This is a genomic window from Paracoccus aminovorans (assembly GCF_900005615.1).
GTDB classification, from domain to species: Bacteria; Pseudomonadota; Alphaproteobacteria; order Rhodobacterales; family Rhodobacteraceae; genus Paracoccus; species Paracoccus aminovorans.
This window is the reverse complement of sequence record NZ_LN832559.1, coordinates 1578846-1595406: the sequence shown is the minus strand read 5'-3', so window position 1 is coordinate 1595406 and position 16561 is coordinate 1578846. Positions and strand designations below refer to the sequence as shown.

Annotated in this window: 19 protein-coding genes; 13 read left to right on the top strand and 6 right to left on the bottom strand. The window is 68.4% G+C overall.

Translation table 11 applies throughout. The annotated features are described in order from the left end of the window. Window positions 1-73: 73 nt before the first annotated feature. From JCM7685_RS07985 to alr, 3 genes are read right to left on the bottom strand one after another with little or no spacing between them, the layout of a single operon-like run. Entirely contained in the window at window positions 74-802 is a 729-nt protein-coding gene (locus JCM7685_RS07985; RefSeq protein WP_074966257.1) for an ABC transporter ATP-binding protein, read from the bottom strand. Continuing rightward, window positions 802-1560: an MlaE family ABC transporter permease gene (locus tag JCM7685_RS07980; protein WP_074966256.1), complete on the bottom strand. Its 759-nt coding sequence runs from the start codon at window positions 1558-1560 to the stop codon at window positions 802-804. The genes JCM7685_RS07985 and JCM7685_RS07980 overlap by 1 nt, the downstream gene beginning before the upstream one ends. Beyond that, complete coding sequence (gene alr, locus JCM7685_RS07975) at window positions 1557-2576, bottom strand: alanine racemase (protein WP_074966255.1); 1020 nt, start codon at window positions 2574-2576, stop codon at window positions 1557-1559. The genes JCM7685_RS07980 and alr overlap by 4 nt, the downstream gene beginning before the upstream one ends. A 174-nt stretch (window positions 2577-2750) precedes the next feature. On the opposite strand from alr, the gene JCM7685_RS07970 reads away from it, so the two are divergent. From JCM7685_RS07970 to JCM7685_RS07940, 8 genes are all read left to right on the top strand, one after another. Next, complete coding sequence (locus JCM7685_RS07970) at window positions 2751-4283, top strand: acyl-CoA carboxylase subunit beta (protein ID WP_074966254.1); 1533 nt, start codon at window positions 2751-2753, stop codon at window positions 4281-4283. A 22-nt stretch (window positions 4284-4305) separates the two neighbouring features. After that, the gene (locus tag JCM7685_RS07965; protein WP_074966253.1) at window positions 4306-4941 is read left to right on the top strand and encodes a DUF6497 family protein; all 636 of its coding nucleotides are present in this window, start codon (window positions 4306-4308) and stop codon (window positions 4939-4941) included. Between the two features lie 190 nt (window positions 4942-5131). After that, window positions 5132-5266 (top strand): hypothetical protein, encoded by a 135-nt coding sequence (locus tag JCM7685_RS20530; protein WP_269458814.1) that lies wholly within the window; start codon window positions 5132-5134, stop codon window positions 5264-5266. Between the two features lie 92 nt (window positions 5267-5358). Beyond that, complete coding sequence (locus JCM7685_RS07960) at window positions 5359-5772, top strand: hypothetical protein (protein ID WP_074966252.1); 414 nt, start codon at window positions 5359-5361, stop codon at window positions 5770-5772. Between the two features lie 145 nt (window positions 5773-5917). Further along, the gene (locus tag JCM7685_RS07955; RefSeq protein ID WP_074966251.1) at window positions 5918-6160 is read left to right on the top strand and encodes a hypothetical protein; all 243 of its coding nucleotides are present in this window, start codon (window positions 5918-5920) and stop codon (window positions 6158-6160) included. A gap of 63 nt (window positions 6161-6223) precedes the next feature. Then, window positions 6224-6463, top strand: a complete 240-nt coding sequence (locus tag JCM7685_RS07950) for a hypothetical protein (protein ID WP_074966250.1) — start codon at window positions 6224-6226, stop codon at window positions 6461-6463. A gap of 96 nt (window positions 6464-6559) precedes the next feature. After that, complete coding sequence (locus JCM7685_RS07945; RefSeq protein WP_074966249.1) at window positions 6560-8617, top strand: acetyl-CoA carboxylase biotin carboxylase subunit; 2058 nt, start codon at window positions 6560-6562, stop codon at window positions 8615-8617. A 3-nt stretch (window positions 8618-8620) separates the two neighbouring features. Continuing rightward, a complete protein-coding gene (locus tag JCM7685_RS07940) occupies window positions 8621-9307 on the top strand; it encodes a hypothetical protein (RefSeq protein ID WP_074966248.1) in 687 nt (228 codons plus the stop codon). On the opposite strand, the gene JCM7685_RS07935 is transcribed toward JCM7685_RS07940, so the two are convergent. Continuing rightward, complete coding sequence (locus tag JCM7685_RS07935) at window positions 9273-9455, bottom strand: hypothetical protein (protein WP_074966247.1); 183 nt, start codon at window positions 9453-9455, stop codon at window positions 9273-9275. The two genes, JCM7685_RS07940 and JCM7685_RS07935, sit on opposite strands and share 35 nt — an antisense overlap. Before the next feature lie 114 nt (window positions 9456-9569). Further along, complete coding sequence (locus JCM7685_RS07930) at window positions 9570-10106, bottom strand: DUF4174 domain-containing protein (RefSeq protein WP_074966246.1); 537 nt, start codon at window positions 10104-10106, stop codon at window positions 9570-9572. Window positions 10107-10163: 57 nt separating this feature from the next. On the opposite strand from JCM7685_RS07930, the gene scpA reads away from it, so the two are divergent. The 5 genes from scpA (at window position 10164) to JCM7685_RS07905 (ending at window position 15709) form a co-directional block, all read left to right on the top strand. Further along, the gene (scpA, locus tag JCM7685_RS07925; protein ID WP_074966245.1) at window positions 10164-12311 is read left to right on the top strand and encodes a methylmalonyl-CoA mutase; all 2148 of its coding nucleotides are present in this window, start codon (window positions 10164-10166) and stop codon (window positions 12309-12311) included. A gap of 126 nt (window positions 12312-12437) precedes the next feature. Further along, window positions 12438-12926: a GNAT family N-acetyltransferase gene (locus JCM7685_RS07920; protein WP_074966244.1), complete on the top strand. Its 489-nt coding sequence runs from the start codon at window positions 12438-12440 to the stop codon at window positions 12924-12926. Between the two features lie 55 nt (window positions 12927-12981). After that, a complete protein-coding gene (locus JCM7685_RS07915) occupies window positions 12982-13806 on the top strand; it encodes a glycosyl transferase (RefSeq protein ID WP_074966243.1) in 825 nt (274 codons plus the stop codon). Next, a complete protein-coding gene (locus JCM7685_RS07910; RefSeq protein ID WP_074966242.1) occupies window positions 13794-14327 on the top strand; it encodes a hypothetical protein in 534 nt (177 codons plus the stop codon). The genes JCM7685_RS07915 and JCM7685_RS07910 overlap by 13 nt, the downstream gene beginning before the upstream one ends. Window positions 14328-14392: 65 nt before the next feature. After that, window positions 14393-15709, top strand: coding sequence for a homoserine dehydrogenase (locus JCM7685_RS07905; RefSeq protein ID WP_074966241.1), 1317 nt, complete (start codon window positions 14393-14395; stop codon window positions 15707-15709). 189 nt (window positions 15710-15898) lie between these two features. On the opposite strand, the gene JCM7685_RS07900 is transcribed toward JCM7685_RS07905, so the two are convergent. Further along, window positions 15899-16543: a GntR family transcriptional regulator gene (locus tag JCM7685_RS07900; protein ID WP_074966240.1), complete on the bottom strand. Its 645-nt coding sequence runs from the start codon at window positions 16541-16543 to the stop codon at window positions 15899-15901. Window positions 16544-16561 lie beyond the last annotated feature (18 nt).

Here is a 16561-nt window from a genome sequence, read left to right as displayed (position 1 = left end):
CTGCGCGGGATTCGCACAAGGGGGGCCGTCCCGATATCGGCCATTTGCCAAGGCTTGGGCGGAAAAACGGGTATCACGCCTCCGGCACCCGCGCCATCGGCCGGGGCCGGCCGGCGATGAAATCGCGCAGGTAGTCGTCGGCGGCCGTGTCCATTTCGGCCACGCCGCCCTGCCAGCGCAGCCGGCCCTGGTCCAGCAGCGCCACCCGGTCGGCGATGGCGCGGACCGAGCTCATGTCATGGGTGATGGTGATCGCCGTCGCGCCGGTCTCATCGACGATGTCGCGGATCAGCGCGTTGATGGTCGCGGCGCGGATCGGGTCCAGACCGGTCGTCGGCTCGTCGAAGAAGATCACCCGCGGGTCGGCGGCGATGGCGCGGGCCAGCCCCGCGCGCTTCCTCATGCCGCCCGACAGCGCGGCGGGGTAAAGGTCGGCGACCTCGGGGCCCAGGCCGACGCGGGCGAGCTTTTCGACGGCGATGGCGCGGGCCTGGGCTTTCGGCATGGTGCGCAGCAGCCGAAAGGCGACATTGCGCCAGACCGGCAGGCTGTCGAACAGCGCCGCATTCTGGAAGAGCATGCCGAAGGCGTCCATGAAACCCGGGCCGATCGGCGCGCCATTCCACATGATGGAACCGGCATCCGGCACCTCGAGCCCGAGGATGCAGCGCAAGAGCACCGATTTCCCGGTGCCCGAGCCGCCGATCACCACCAGGCTTTCGCCGGAGCTCAGGTCCAGGTCCACGCGGTCCAGCACCCGCTTGGCGCCGAAACTCTTGCACAGGCCGCGCACCGCCAGCATCAGAAGAACAGCCCCGTCAGCGCGAAATTCGCGGCCAGGATCCCGACCGAGGCCGCGACCACGGCGCTGGTCGTCGCCCGGCCCACCCCTGCCGCGCCGCCGCCGGCGGTCATGCCGAACCAGCAGCCCGACAGCGCCACGATCAGCCCGAATACCGCGCCTTTCAGCAGCCCGGAGACCACGTCCCAGCTTTCCAGATAGGCCCAGGAATTCGCCAGATAGGTGGTCGAGTTGAACCCCAGCGCGTTCACCCCGATCAGCCAGCCGCCCATGATGCCGATGACGTCGCCCACCCCCACCAGCAGCGGCACGCACAGCACCCCCGCCCAGAGCCGGGGCGAGACCAGCCAGGCCACCGGGTCGGTCGAGAGCGTGACCAGCGCGTCGATCTGCTCGGTCACGCGCATGGTGCCGAGTTCCGCCGCGATGGCGCCGGCGACGCGGGCCGCGACCATCAGCCCGCCCAGCACCGGGCCAAGCTCGCGCGCCATGCCGATGGCGACGATGGCGGGGACCACGTCTCCGGCCTGGAACCGCTCGCCGCCGGAATGGATCTGCAGGGCCAGCGCCGCGCCGGTAAACAGCGCGGTCAGGCCGACGACCGGCAGCGACAGCCAGCCCAGATGCAGAAGCTGCCGCGCCAGTTCCGCCGGGTGCCGGCCGCCGCAGGCCAGGCCGCGCGCCGCGAACAGCGTGACCCCGCCGATGGCGCGGGTCAGCCCCAAGGCGGCACGGCCGGTCAGTCGGACTGGGTTCACCGATACGTCCGCGCGTAGCGCCGGCCGAGCGAGGTCAGGATCTCGTATCCGATGGTGCCCGAAAGTGCCGCCACCGCGTCGACGCCCTGGCGGGCGTTCAGGATCTCCAGCGCCTCGGGGACGAAGGGCAGCCCGGTCACGTCGGCGGTGATCAGGTCCATCGAGATGCGGCCGACCACCGGCACCGCATGCTCGCCGGCCCAGAGCGTCAGCTTGCCCTCGCGCGCCAGCGCCCGCGCCAGCCCGTCGGCATAGCCCGCCGCCAGCGTAGCGATGCGCGCGGGCCGCTCGGCGGTCCAGCTGTAGCCATAGCCGACCGACTCGCCGGGGCGAACCTCGCGGGTCTGGATCACCGGCAGCGCCAGCGTCACCACCGGCTGCGCATCCAGGAACGGCTCGCCGCCATAAAGCCCGATGCCGGGCCGCACCAGGTCGAAATGATAATCCGGCCCCAGCAGGATGCCGCCCGTCGCCGCCAGCGAACGCGGCACGCCGCAGCCGTCGGTCATGGCGCGGAAGGCCGCCAGTTGCTGGGCATTGGCCGGGTGATCCGGTTCATCGGCGCAGGCCAGATGCGACATGATCAGTTGCGGGCCGGCGGCCAGCGCCTCGGCGCGCACGGCGGCCCATTCGCCGGGCTCGAAGCCCAGCCGGTTCATGCCGCTGTCGACCTGGATGCCGAAAGCCCCGCCCGGCCGCAGCGCGCGATCGCGAAAGAATTGCTCGGGGCTGTTCAGCAGCGGGATCAGGCCCGCCAGATCCTCGCCCTCCATATGACCCGAGAGCACGAAGATACGCGCATCGTCGGGCAAGAGCGGCCGGATCTCGCGCCCCTCGCCGGCCAGCGCTACGAAGAAATCCCGCGTGCCCGCGTCGTAAAGCGCCGGCGCGACCCGCGCCGCGCCCAGGCCATAGGCATCCGCCTTGACGACGGCCGCAGCACCCGCGCCGGGGGCCTTGGCCGCCAGCGCCTTCCAGTTGGCCACGATGGCCGGAATGTCGATCACGAGTCCCATGGCAGCGGCATGGCGCCTGCATGGCCGCGCGTCAAGAGCCTTGCGGCCGGACGCATTTTGCATGTTTTCTATTTGCAGCTGATTTGCCTTGCATATTTTGCAAATATTCGCCTTTCCGCTTTTCCCTGCCGAGCCGAACCGATAGTTTGCCGCAAACCGAAAGGGAGACGGCTGATGAAGGATATCCTTGGCGAGCTGGAATCGCGCCGCCGCGACGCGCGGCTGGGCGGCGGGCAGCGGCGCATCGACGCCCAGCACGCCCGCGGCAAGCTGACCGCGCGCGAGCGGCTGGAGCTGCTTCTGGACGAGGGTTCCTTCGAGGAATTCGACATGTTCGTCCGCCACCGCTCGACCGATTTCGGCATGGAGGACGACCGGCCCTATGGCGACGGCGTCGTTACCGGCTGGGGCACGATCAACGGCCGCATGGTCTATGTCTTTTCGCAGGACTTCACCGTCTTCGGCGGCTCGCTGTCGGAAACCCATGCGCAAAAGATCTGCAAGATCATGGACATGGCGGTGCAGAACGGCGCCCCGGTGATCGGGTTGAACGATTCCGGCGGCGCGCGGATTCAGGAAGGCGTCGCCAGCCTCGCCGGTTACGCGGACGTGTTCCAGCGCAACATCATGGCAAGCGGCGTGGTGCCGCAGATCAGCGTCATCATGGGCCCCTGCGCCGGCGGCGCGGTCTATTCACCGGCGATGACCGACTTCATCTTCATGGTCAAGGACACCTCCTATATGTTCGTGACCGGCCCGGACGTGGTCAAGACGGTGACGAACGAGGTGGTGACCGCCGAGCAACTGGGCGGCGCCTCGACCCATACCAAGAAGTCCTCGGTCGCCGACGGCGCCTTTGAAAACGACGTCGAGGCGATGACCGAGATCCGCCGGCTGGTGGACCTGCTGCCGCTGAACAACCGCGAAAAGGCACCGACCCGGCCCTTCTTCGACGATCCGAACCGCGTCGAGCCCAGCCTCGACACGCTGATCCCCGACAACCCGAACCAGCCCTACGACATGAAGGAGCTGATCCTGAAGGTCGCGGACGAAGGCGATTTCTACGAGATTCAAAAGGATTACGCCGCCAATATCATCACCGGTTTCATCCGCATCGAGGGCCAGACCGTCGGCGTGGTCGCCAACCAGCCGATGGTGCTGGCGGGGTGCCTGGACATCGACAGCTCGCGCAAGGCGGCGCGTTTCGTGCGCTTCTGCGACGCCTTCGAGATCCCGATCCTGACCTTCGTCGACGTGCCGGGCTTCCTGCCGGGCACCGGCCAGGAATATGGCGGCGTCATCAAGCACGGCGCGAAGCTGCTGTTCGCCTATGGCGAGGCGACCGTGCCCAAGGTCACCGTCATCACCCGCAAGGCCTATGGCGGCGCCTATGACGTCATGGCCTCGAAGCACCTGCGCGGCGACTTCAACTATGCCTGGCCCACGGCCGAGATCGCGGTGATGGGCGCCAAGGGCGCGGTCGAGATCCTGTATCGCAGCGAGTTGGGCGATGCCGGCAAGATCGGCGCCCGGACCAAGGATTACGAGGACCGTTTCGCCAATCCCTTCGTCGCCGCCGAAAAGGGCTTCATCGACGAGGTGATCCAGCCGCGCTCGACCCGGCGCCGGGTGGCGCGGGCATTCGCCAGCCTGCGCGGCAAGAAGCTGTCGAACCCCTGGAAGAAGCACGACAACATCCCGCTGTGACGGCGGGGTGTCGGGAGGAACCATGTCGAGACTTGCCGCGATCGGCCTTGCGCTTTTCTCTCCGGCCCTTGCGGCCGGGGGGCCGGTGGCCGGCGGCAAGCCGGCCGGGATCAGGCTGCCCTCGGGCGCCACGGCCACCTGGCAGGAAACCCGGCACGACAGCTCCGGCGGCCTGGGGCTGATCTATCGCTTTCGCTTCGTCATGCCCGACTTGGCGGCACGGATGCCGGCAAACGACGGCCCAGGCCCGGATTTCGCGCCGGCCGAGGCCGGTCGCGGCCCCATCGACATCGATACCGAAACCGGCGAGGTCCTGGGCGCCGAGGCCGAGGCCGAACCCGCGCCGCCCCCCGAAACCGGCGAGGAGATGCCCGACGAGGCCGCCGAACAAGAGGCCGATGCGCTGGTCGAGGGCGCCGTGGCGCCGCCCGCGCCCGACGAACTGGCGCAGGACCCGATCCACGCGGACATCGTCTGGCTTTGCGAGAACTGGGTCCTGCCCCGCATCGCCAGCCCGGCGCCGCGCCCCAGCCAGATCGTCATCAGCCTGGCCAGCAAGGAGATCGCCTTCGGCGCCTACGACCCCGAAGCGGTGCAGCTTTTCGAGGCCTTCCGCCTGCCGCCCGACCGCGACGCCTGCGAATGGGAGCCGTGGTGATGGCCCATTTCAACACCTTGCGCCCTGATGCAAGCCTGCCACAGGACCCGATGCGCGCGCCTCTGGCCGAATCGCGTCCCTGTCGGGCCTCGGCGGTGCTGGCTATCATGCCGGCGCGGCCGCGCCACGCGGCCGAATCTCAACCGAGCAGTCGGGACGCCCGCGTCCCGCGAAACAGGAGCACGACCCCATGTCGAAGAAAGTTGCCCTCGCCCTCGTCCTGGTTGGCCTGGCCGCCGCTTGCGCCAAGAAAGAGCCGGAAGTCATCACCCCGGTCGCCGTTCAGCCCGAGCCGGTCTATCAAGGCAAATACGGCGCCAACTAAGCCATTCGCCGCGCGCGGGCTGCCAGGCGGCCCGCGCCAACCGCGCCCCTGCCCGCCCCCGCGCGTCACCACCGACAAAGGGGGCACATGACATGCTGAAGCACCGCGGCTTTCCGGGCCGCCTTCCCGGCACCGATTTCCAGTTCACCATCCGCCGCGCCAACAAGAAGGGCGCCAGGCCCCTGGTCCGGCGCGAGCGGTTCCGCGACCGCAAGGCACCCGACCGCCGCGCCGACACCGCCTTCCTGGCCGCGCTGATCGTCCATTTCGGCGACGAGCCCTTCGAGCGCGGCAACCTGGACGCCGGGCGCCTGTCCTGGCTTCTGGGCCGCGAGGTGGTGGCCGTCGGCAAGCTGGACCCCACCGACTATCACCAGCTGCTGCGCGTCGACATGAAGCGCGCCGAAGCCGGCTTCCCCGAGCTTTTCGCCGAGGAGCCGCCGGAATTCGACTGGGAGGACGCCGACTGGGACGACGAGGACCCCGAGGACGGGGACGCGTCCTGATGCCTTGCCAAGCCATGGGCGGATTGCCGCGTAGCCTTGTTTTTTCACACCCTTGTCAGTTTCTTCCGGCAAGGGCGCGTGCGATATTGCGCGCACCTCTATCAGCAACGGCCCGCGAACGGGCCCACAATACAGGCAAAGAGTTATGCAAAATTCCGTCATCCTCCGTCTCTCGGCTGCGGCGCTTCTGGTCGGCGGCCTGGCCGCCTGCGACCAGGGCTATGGCAGCGGCCTTTCGCCCGACGCGCAGCGCGCGGCGGGTGGTGCGCTGGCCGGTGCTGCGGTCGCCAAGATCGTCGACGGCAATGTCGGCACCGGCGCGCTCATCGGGGCGGCGGGTGGCGCGCTTTGCGACGACGTGGGCGTCTGCCAGTCGCGCGGCTACTAATTCCAACCGGACCGCGCAGGCCGGATTCGGCCTGTGCGCCGCCCCCCTCACGGAGCTTTCGACATGTCGAAGAAACTCGTCCTTGCGCTGGGCCTTGGCCTGTTGGGCCTTGCCGGCTGCACCCAGAACATCAACCCGACCGATCTGGATCGCGGCCTCATCGGCGCGGGCGTCGGCGCGACCGTCGCCCATGTCGGCGGCCATGACGTCGCCAAGGGCGCGGCGATCGGCGCCGCTGCCGGCGCGCTCTGCGACGACGTGCGGCTGTGCCAGCCGACCCAGCCGCGCTATCGCGGCTACTGATACGCCGCATCGCGGCACCGCCGTCCTTTCAAGCCGTCCCGGCAGCCTGCCGGGACGGCTTTTCCACGTCCGGGATCTGCCCCAGGGGAAACAAGCATGTTCAAGAAAATCCTGATCGCCAACCGGGGCGAGATCGCCTGCCGGGTCATCAAGACCGCGAAAAAGATGGGCATCGCCACCGTCGCCGTCTATTCCGACGCCGACCGCAACGCGCTGCATGTCAAGATGGCTGACGAGGCCGTCCATATCGGCCCGCCGCCGGCGAACCAGTCCTATATCGTCATCGACAGGATCATGGACGCGATCCGCCAGACCGGCGCCGAGGCGGTGCATCCGGGCTATGGCTTCCTGTCCGAAAACATGAAATTCGCCGAGGCGCTGGAGAAGGAGGGCGTCACCTTCGTCGGCCCGCCCAGCCCGGCCATCGAGGCCATGGGCGACAAGATCACCTCGAAGAAGCTGGCGCAGGAAGCCGGCGTCAGCACGGTTCCGGGCTACATGGGCCTGATCGCCGATGCCGAAGAGGCGGTGAAGATCTCGAACGAGATCGGCTATCCGGTGATGATCAAGGCCAGCGCCGGCGGCGGCGGCAAGGGCATGCGCATCGCCTGGAACGACCAGGAGGCGCGCGAGGGCTTCGAATCCTCGAAGAACGAGGCCGCGAACAGTTTCGGCGACGACCGCATCTTCATCGAGAAATTCGTCACCCAGCCGCGCCATATCGAGATCCAGGTGCTGGCCGACAAGCACGGCAATTGCGTCTATCTGCACGAGCGCGAATGCTCGATCCAGCGCCGCAACCAGAAGGTCATCGAAGAGGCGCCCTCGCCCTTCCTGGACGCGGCGACGCGCAAGGCCATGGGCGAGCAGGCCTGCGCGCTGGCCAAGGCCGTCGGCTATACCAGCGCCGGCACGGTCGAATTCATCGTCGATGCCGACAAGAACTTCTATTTCCTGGAAATGAACACCCGGCTGCAGGTGGAACATCCGGTGACCGAACTGATCACCGGCGTCGACCTGGTCGAGCAGATGATCCGCGTCGCGAATGGCGAACCGCTGCCCTTCACCCAGGACGACCTGACGATCAACGGCTGGGCCATCGAAAGCCGGCTCTACGCCGAGGACCCCTATCGCAACTTCCTGCCCTCGATCGGCCGGCTGACCCGCTATCGCCCGCCGGCCGAGACGGCGGCCGGGCCGCTGCTCGACGCCGACCGCTGGGTGCCGGCGCGCCCGGGCGATCATCCGCCGGCCGCCGCTGCGGGGGTCAGGAACGATACCGGCGTCTATGAGGGCGGCGAGATCAGCATGTATTACGACCCGATGATCGCCAAGCTCTGCACCTGGGCGCCGACCCGCGAGGCCGCCATCGAGCAGATGCGCCTGGCGCTGGACGAGTTCGAGGTCGAGGGCATCGGCCACAACCTGCCGTTCCTCTCGGCGGTGATGGACCATCCGAAATTCGTCTCGGGCGATATTTCCACCGCCTTCATCGCCGAGGAATATCCCGAGGGCTTCCTGGGCGCGACGCTGCCCGAGGCCGAGATCCAACGCATCGCCGCCTCGGTCGCGGCCATGCATCGGGTGGCCGAGATCCGGCGCACCCGCATCTCGGGCCGGCTCGACAACCACGAGCGCCATGTCGGCGAGCGTTGGGTGGTGACGGTCGCGGGCCAGGAATTCCCGGTCCGCATCACCGCCGACAAGCAGGGCTCGACGGTCGAGATCGCCGGCCGCAAGCTGCGCGTCGAAAGCGACTGGCTGCCCGGGCAATCGCTGGCGCGGCTGTCGGTCGACGGCAGCCCGCTGGTGCTGAAGGTGGACCGCCTGCCCTCGGGCTTCCGGCTGCGGGTGCGCGGCGCGGACCTGAAAACCTATGTCCGCCGTCCGCGTGCCGCCGAACTGGCGCGGCTGATGCCCGAGAAGCTGCCGCCGGACACCTCGAAATTCCTGCTCTGCCCGATGCCCGGGCTGGTGGTCAAGGTGAACGTGGCCGCCGGCGACGAGGTGCAGGAAGGCCAAGCGCTGGCCACCGTCGAGGCGATGAAGATGGAAAACATCCTGCGCGCCGAGCGGCGCGGCGTAGTGAAATCCGTCAACGCCTCGGCCGGCGAAAGCCTCAAGGTCGACGACGTGATCATGGAATTCGAGTGATCCATGTTCCAGGGCACGGGCAGCATCCTCAATCCCACGGTGGTGGCGGCGCTGGTCGCCGCCGTCGTGGCGATGCTGGCCCGGCCCGTCGATGACTGGCTGAACCGCCGCCGCGCCCGCATCCTGCGGGTCGAGCGGGTCAGCGACGTGCAGCGCGCCCTGCTGGCCGAGATCCGCGCCCATGTCGTGGCGCTGGAAAGCCAGCGGCTGGACGCCGAGGGCGCCGCCGCCCTGCTGGCCCGGCTGCGCGAAAGCGGCCGGTTCCCCTTCATCCCGACCCAAGCAAACGACCGCATCTTCACCGCGATCATCGAAGAGGTGCATATCCTGCCGGCCGATGTCATCGACCCGGTGGTGACCTATTACCGGCAGCTGTCGATCATGGCCTCATTCGCCGAGGCGATGCGGGACGAGGCCGAAAAGGATCAGGCGCGCGCCGTCGAGATGTTCGCGGATTACCTGGAACTGACCGAATCGGCGCTGGAAAGCGGGCAGGAAGCCGTGCGCCTGCTGATGACCAGCGTGTTCTTCGGCGAGGCTGCCCTGCGGCAGATGCTGGAGCGGGAAAGCGCCGCGGCTCTGGCCGCGCGTCAGGCCCAGATCGCCGGCCTGGCCCGCAGCCTTCCGGGCGAGCTGGTCGAGCTGCGCCAGCGGCTCAATAAGCGATCTTCGGACCGGAGCGACCTTTGATGGGCTTCAATCCGACGATCTCGGCCATTTCATTCGCGGTGCGGGCGCTGCGCAGCCGTTCGACCAGCTGTTCGGTGGCCGAGTCCAGCCGGGGCGGTTTGGGCGCGGCCGGACGTTCCGTCACGCGCGGCAGGGGCGGATTCGACATGGCGGGCCTCCTTGGCAGCGGGCAGCGGGGCTGCCCTGTTCCCAAGATAATGGCTCGGGGGCCGGCCCGCAACGAAGTCGTTGCGATTTTCGCAACAAGGCTGGGCGCGATTCCCTATGGCAGCGCGGCGCGGCCGATCTCGCGCTGGCGCAGCGGGAACTTGTCGATGGCGCGGGAAATCTCGCGCACCGACCAGGGCGCGGGCTTGCGCTGCTTGACCTGGCCGTCCTTGTCCAGAAGCACCAGCGAGAACCCCTCGGGGCGCAGCTGCCGGCGCCAGCTGCTTTCGACCGCGGGATCGGTGTCGGTGATCACCACCACGTCGCGCACCAGCAAGGGCACCGGATCGCGCTGCAGTTCGGCCAATTGCCGCATGAAGGCCGGGTCGGCGGGGGTATCGGCAAAGATCACCACCGGTCGCGCCTGCCAGAGATACTGCGCCGGATCGGCCTCGGCCGCCGGCAGCACCGTCAGTTCGCGGGGCGCCTCTGCCGCAGGCCCGGCCGGCGCGGCGGCGCCCTGGTCGCGGGCCGCCGGCACTTCGCCCCGGACATATGGCCGGTGGCCCTCGGCCTCGCCCTGGGGCTTGGGCCCCATCGCCGCCAGCAAAAGCGGCGCCACCATCAGAAAGATCAACCGTTTCAGTTTCATCGTGCCCCCGTCCTTTCTTTCATATAGGGCACGGCGGGCCATGGGAAAGGATGCAAGATGAGCGAAAGCACCAAAGCCGAACTGGAGACATGGCGCAAGCTCGCCAGCAAGGAGTTGAAGGGCGCCGATCCCGACAGCCTGAACTGGCACACGCTGGAAGGGATCGAGGTCAAGCCGCTTTACACCGAGACCGACCTCGACGGCCTGCCGCATCTGGGCAGCCTGCCCGGGATCGAGCCCTTCACCCGCGGCCCGCGCGCGACCATGTATGCCGGCCGGCCCTGGACGATCCGGCAATACGCGGGCTTTTCCACCGCCGAGGAATCGAACGCCTTCTATCGCCGCAACCTAGCGGCCGGGCAGCAGGGCGTCTCGGTCGCCTTTGACCTGGCCACGCACCGGGGCTATGACAGCGACCATCCGCGCGTCGAGGGCGATGTGGGCAAGGCCGGCGTCGCCATCGATTCGGTCGAGGACATGAAGATCCTGTTCGACGGTATCCCGCTGGACAAGGTCTCGGTCTCGATGACCATGAACGGCGCGGTGATCCCGGTGCTGGCCAGCTTCATCGTCGCGGGCGAGGAACAGGGCCATCCGCGTTCCGCGCTGTCGGGCACGATCCAGAACGACATCCTGAAGGAATTCATGGTGCGGAACACCTATATCTATCCGCCCGAGCCTTCGATGCGCATCGTCGCCGACATCATCGAATACACCTCGAACGAGATGCCGCGGTTCAACTCGATCTCGATCTCCGGCTATCACATGCAGGAGGCGGGCGCGAACCTGGTGCAGGAGCTGGCCTATACCCTGGCCGACGGCCGCGAATATGTCCGCGCCGCGCTGAAGACCGGCATGGACGTGGACCAGTTCGCCGGACGGCTGAGCTTCTTTTTCGCCATCGGCATGAACTTCTTCATGGAGGTCGCCAAGCTGCGCGCCGCGCGGCTCTTGTGGACGCGGATCATGAAGGAATTCGAGCCCAAGAAGGATTCGAGCCTGATGCTGCGCACGCATTGCCAGACCTCGGGCGTTTCGTTGCAGGAACAGGACCCCTACAACAACGTCATCCGCACCGCATACGAGGCGATGGCGGCGGTGCTGGGCGGCACGCAGTCGCTGCACACCAACGCGCTGGACGAGGCCATCGCGCTGCCGACCGAGTTTTCGGCCCGCATCGCGCGCAACACCCAGCTGATCCTGCAGGAGGAAACCGGCATCACCCATGTCGTCGATCCGCTGGCCGGTTCCTATTACATCGAGAACCTGACGGCCGAACTGGCCGAGAAGGCCTGGGCGCTGATCGAAGAGGTCGAGGCCATGGGCGGCATGACCAAGGCGGTGGCCTCGGGCATGCCCAAGCTGCGCATCGAGGAAAGCGCCGCCCGCCGGCAGGCGATGATCGACCGCGGCGAAGAGGTGGTCGTCGGCGTGAACAAGTACCGGCTGGCCAAGGAGGAGCCGCTGGATATTCTCGACATCGACAACATGAAGGTGCGCGAGTCCCAGATCGCCCGGCTGGAGCGCATCCGCGCCACCCGCGACCAGGCGGCCTGCGACGCGGCACTGCTGGAACTGGGCCGGCGCACGGTCGAGGGCGGCAACCTGCTGGAGGCTGCGGTCGAATGCGCCCGCGCCCGCGCCAGCGTGGGCGAGATCAGTCTGGCGATGGAAGGCACGTTCGGGCGCCACAGGGCGGAGGTGAAGACTTTGGCAGGGGTTTACGGAGCGGCCTATGAGGGCGACGAGGATTTCGCCCGCATCCAGCAGGATGTCGAGCAATTCGCCGAGGAAGAGGGCCGGCGCCCGCGGATGCTGGTGGTGAAGATGGGCCAGGACGGCCACGACCGCGGCGCCAAGGTCATCGCCACCGCCTTTGCCGACATCGGCTTCGACGTGGACGTGGGGCCGCTGTTCCAGACCCCCGAGGAAGCCGCGCAGGACGCCATCGACAACGACGTGCACGTGATCGGGATTTCCTCGCAGGCGGCGGGCCACAAGACGCTGGCGCCGAAGCTGATCGCGGCGCTGAAGGACCAGGGCGCCGGCGACATCATCGTGATCTGCGGCGGCGTGATCCCGCAGCAGGATTACGATTTCCTGAAGGGCAGCGGCGTCAAGGCGATCTTCGGCCCGGGGACCAATATCCCGGCGGCGGCGCGCGACATCCTGTCGCTGATCCGCCAGGCCCGGGCGGCGGCCTAGCGGCGGCCGGGACGGCCGTTCTGCGACGGCGGGGCTTGCCGGCGCGGCCGCATGGGTATTTGTAAAACGGAAAAAGGCTAGTCGCCGCGCGAGGGATCGGGCGGCGGCCTTAACCGGAGCAAGCCCATGGACATCCGCCCTGCCGAAGATCGCGATCTCTCCGCCATCCTGGCCTTCTGGAACCCGATCATCCGCGAGACCACGATCGTCTTTTCCAGCGAGGAGCGCACGCCGGAGAGTCTGGGTACGATGATTTCGGCCCGGCGCGCCGCCGGGCGCGAGATGCTGGTCGCCGAGGACGCGGGCGAGGTGCTGGGCATCGCCACCTATGACCAGTTCCGTGGCGGCCTGGGCTATGTCCATGCGATGGAGCACACCGTCATGCTGGCCCCGGACGCGCGGGGGCGCGGCGTCGGGCGGGCGCTGATGGCGGCGATCGAGGACCATGCCCGCGCGCGCGGCGGCCATACCATGGTCGCGGCCGTGGATGCGGCCAATGCCGAGGGCATCGGCTTTCACGAGGCCATCGGCTATGCCCGCGTCGGCTATCTGCCCGAGTCCGGCCGCAAGTTCGGGCGCTGGCTGGACCTGGTGCTGCTGCAGAAGATCCTGTGAGTTCTTGCCGCGATGCGGTGCGCGTGCGAATGTCGCCGCAAAACGCGAGGCGGCGATGGACGACGGGCGCAACGGCACGGTCAAGCAGATCATCTGCATCAAATGGGGCACGAAATTCGGGCCGGAGTTCGTGAACCGGCTGCACGCCATGGTGGCGCGCAACATCACGCCGCCGTTCCGGCTGTATTGCTTTACCGATGACGGCGCCGGCCTGCATCCCGACATCGCCGTGCGGCCCCTGCCCGAGTTCGAATACCAGGCTCCGGTCAACACCAAGGGCAAATGGCCGAAGTCGCGGCTGTGGGGCGACCTGGGCGACGTGCAGGGCGTGGTGCTGTTCCTGGACCTCGACGTCATCGTGACCGGCAGCCTCGACGATTTCTTCGCCTTTGGCGATCCCGACGACACCGTGCTGGGGCTGAACCCGAACACGCCCTTCGAGAAGATGGGCCAGACCTCGGTCTATCGCATGCGGGTCGGCAAGCTGAAGCCCCTGCAGGACATCTTTCGCGCCGATCCGCAGGCCGCCGCCGACAAGTTCCGCTATGAGCAGCGCTTCGTCACCCGCAATGCGCCGGGTGGGGTGAAGTTCTGGCCCAAGGGCTGGCTCGCGCATTTCCGCATGCATTGCGTGCCGAATTTCCCGCTGAACTATTTCCGCGAGGCGCAGGTGCCGGCGGGGACGCGCATCGTGATCTTTCCGGGCGACCTGAACCCGCCCGACGCCATTCTGGGCCGCTGGAGCGAGAAGGACCGGCACCGTGCGCCGCTGGACCATCTGCGCGCCGCCTTCGACGGCCGCCGGCGCGAGAGCCTGTCGAAGCATCTGCGCCACTACCTGCGTCCCGTCGGCTGGGTGGGCGCGCTATGGCGCGAATAGGCGCCCCGCCCGAAACGCATTACGACCTGCCCGCCGAACTGGCGGCGGCGCTGGGGCAATGCGTGGCCAGCTTCGGCTGGCTCGAGGAAATCATCAAGCGCACCATCTATGCGCTGGACCGCGCCCGGCTGGCCGACGACCTGACCGAGGAAGAGCTGCAGGCCTGGCTGGCCCGCATCGGCGGCATCGCCGACGATTCCATGGGCACGCTGATCGAGCAGCTGGACGCCGCCATGCGCCGCCACCCCGGCTTGCGCGACCGCAACAAGATCACCGACCGGCTGGGCGAGATCCGGCTGGAGCGCAACCTGCTGTGCCATGCCTCGTGGCGGCCGACCGAGCGCAAGACGCATTGGCACCCGGCCTTCGTCAGCTCCAGGGGCGAGGTGCAGCGCCAGCCGCTGAGCATCGAGGATCTGGAGCGCATCCGCGAGGCCACGGTCGAGGTCGGCACCCGGGTGCTGCGGGTCATGCGCGCCACCGGCGAAGAGGGTTACTGGGCCGGCGACGACGAGCCGTGAAGCCTTGCGTTGCAAGCCCGCGCCGCATCCGCTAACACCGGCTCGTCCATAGATAAGAGTTTCGCATGTCCGCCCAGAACCAGGGGCAAAACGCCTCTCCGCTTCGTCTTGGCATCGCAGGTCTGGGGACGGTCGGCATCGGCACCGTCAAGATCATCCAGAAGCACGCCGCGCTGCTGTCCCAGCGCGCCGGCCGGCCCATCGCCATCACCGCCGTCAGCGCCCGCGACCGGATGAAGAACCGCGACGCGGACCTCTCCGGCTATGGCTGGGAGGAGGACGCCCGCGCCCTGGCGCAGCGCGAGGACGTGGACGTTTTCGTCGAGCTGATCGGCGGCGACGAGGGCGTCGCCCGCGAGGCGGTGACCGCCGCGCTGAAGGCCGGCAAGGACGTGGTGACCGCGAACAAGGCGCTGCTGGCGATCCATGGCCAGGAGCTCGCGGAACTGGCCGAGGCGCATGGCCGGGTGATCCGCTTCGAGGCAGCCGTCGCCGGCGGCATCCCGGTGATCAAGGCGATGACCGAGTCCTTGGCCGGCAACGAGATCCGCCGCGTCATGGGGGTGATGAACGGCACCTGCAACTATATCCTGACCCGGATGGAGAATGCCGGCCTGCCCTATGAGGAGGTGTTCGAGGAGGCCCGGCAGCTGGGCTATCTGGAGGCCGATCCGACGCTGGACGTGGGCGGCATCGACGCCAGCCACAAGCTGGCGATCCTGGCCGCCATCGCCTTCGGCACCCGACCCAGCTTCGACGCGGTCGAGATCGAGGGCATCGAGCGCGTCAGCATCGACGACATCCGCCGCGCCGCCGACATGGGCTATCGCATCAAGCTGCTGGGCGTAGCGCAGATGACCGGGCGCGGGCTGGAACAGCGCATGTCGCCCTGCCTGGTGCCGGCCGACAGCCCCTTGGGACAATTGCAGGGCGGCACCAACATGGTGGTGATCGAGGGCGACTCGGTCGGCCAGATCGTGCTGCGCGGTGCCGGTGCCGGCGAGGGCCCGACCGCCAGCGCGGTCATGTCCGACGTGGTCGAGATCGCACGCGGCGTGCGCATGCCGAGCTTCGGCCAGCCGGCCTTGGCACTGGCCCGGCCGCAGCCGGCGCGGACCGCCGTGCCCGCCGCCTATTACATCCGGCTGGCGCTGACCGACAAGCCGGGGGCGCTGGCCAAGGTCGCCTCGGTGCTGGGCGACAGCGGCATCTCGATCGACCGGATGCGGCAATACGGCCATCAGCAGACCGCGGGCGTCGCCCCGGTGCTGATCGTGACCCACAAGACCACGCCCGAGGCCATCGACCATGCCATCGAGGCGCTGCCGAAGACCGGCGTCATCGCCGGCGAGCCGGTGGAGCTGCGGATCGAGGAAGTCTGAACCGTCCACGCCCGCCCGCGCCGCCGGGTTGGGTATTTGGAAAACGGAAAGGGACTGGCGCCGTGCCCTCTGGGGTGCGGCGTTTGTCTTTGCCGGCGAGAGATCGGCCGCGGCGGCGGCTTGGGTCGCGGCCGGGTCCGGGTATTCGGGCAACGGAGAAAGCCGGAGGCCGGTGCTTCTCGGGCAGCGTCAGGCCGTCGAGAGGTGGCGCAGCCCGTGGGTCACGTCGGCGCGGACGGCCAGGCGCAGGCTGGGCTCGTCTCCGGCGCGCAGCGAGGCCAGGATCATGCGGTGGTGGCGCGGCGGCTCGTTGCGCTTGACCCGGCCGTAGAGCGCCCGCATCGTCGGGCCGAGTTGCAGCCAGATGGTCTCGGCGATGGCCAGCATCGCCGGCGCCTGCGCCCGCAGGTAGAGGATGCGGTGAAACTCGAGATTGGTGCGGATGTAGCCGATGGCGTCATGGCCCTCGGCCACCTCGCCGATGGCGGCGTTGATCACCGCCATGCGTTCGATCAGCGCCTGGTGCGCCCGGGGCAGCGCGCGGGCGGCCAGTTCCGGCTCGATCAACCCGCGCAGGGCGGCGAGTTCCTCGATGCGCTCGACCGACAGTTCCGGCGTGGTGATCCGCCCCGAGGAAGAGAGCGACAGCGCGCCCTCGGCCACCAGCCGCCGGACCGCCTCGCGCGCCGGGGTCATCGAGACGCGATGCTCGGCCGCGATGCCGCGCAGGGTCATCGGCAGGCCCGGCGGCAGTTCGCCCAGCATGATGCGCTGGCGGAGGCTGCGATAGAGCCGCTCATGCGCGGCGGTTTCGGAATTGCGCGACATCGTCATGCGCAAGCTGTGATCACA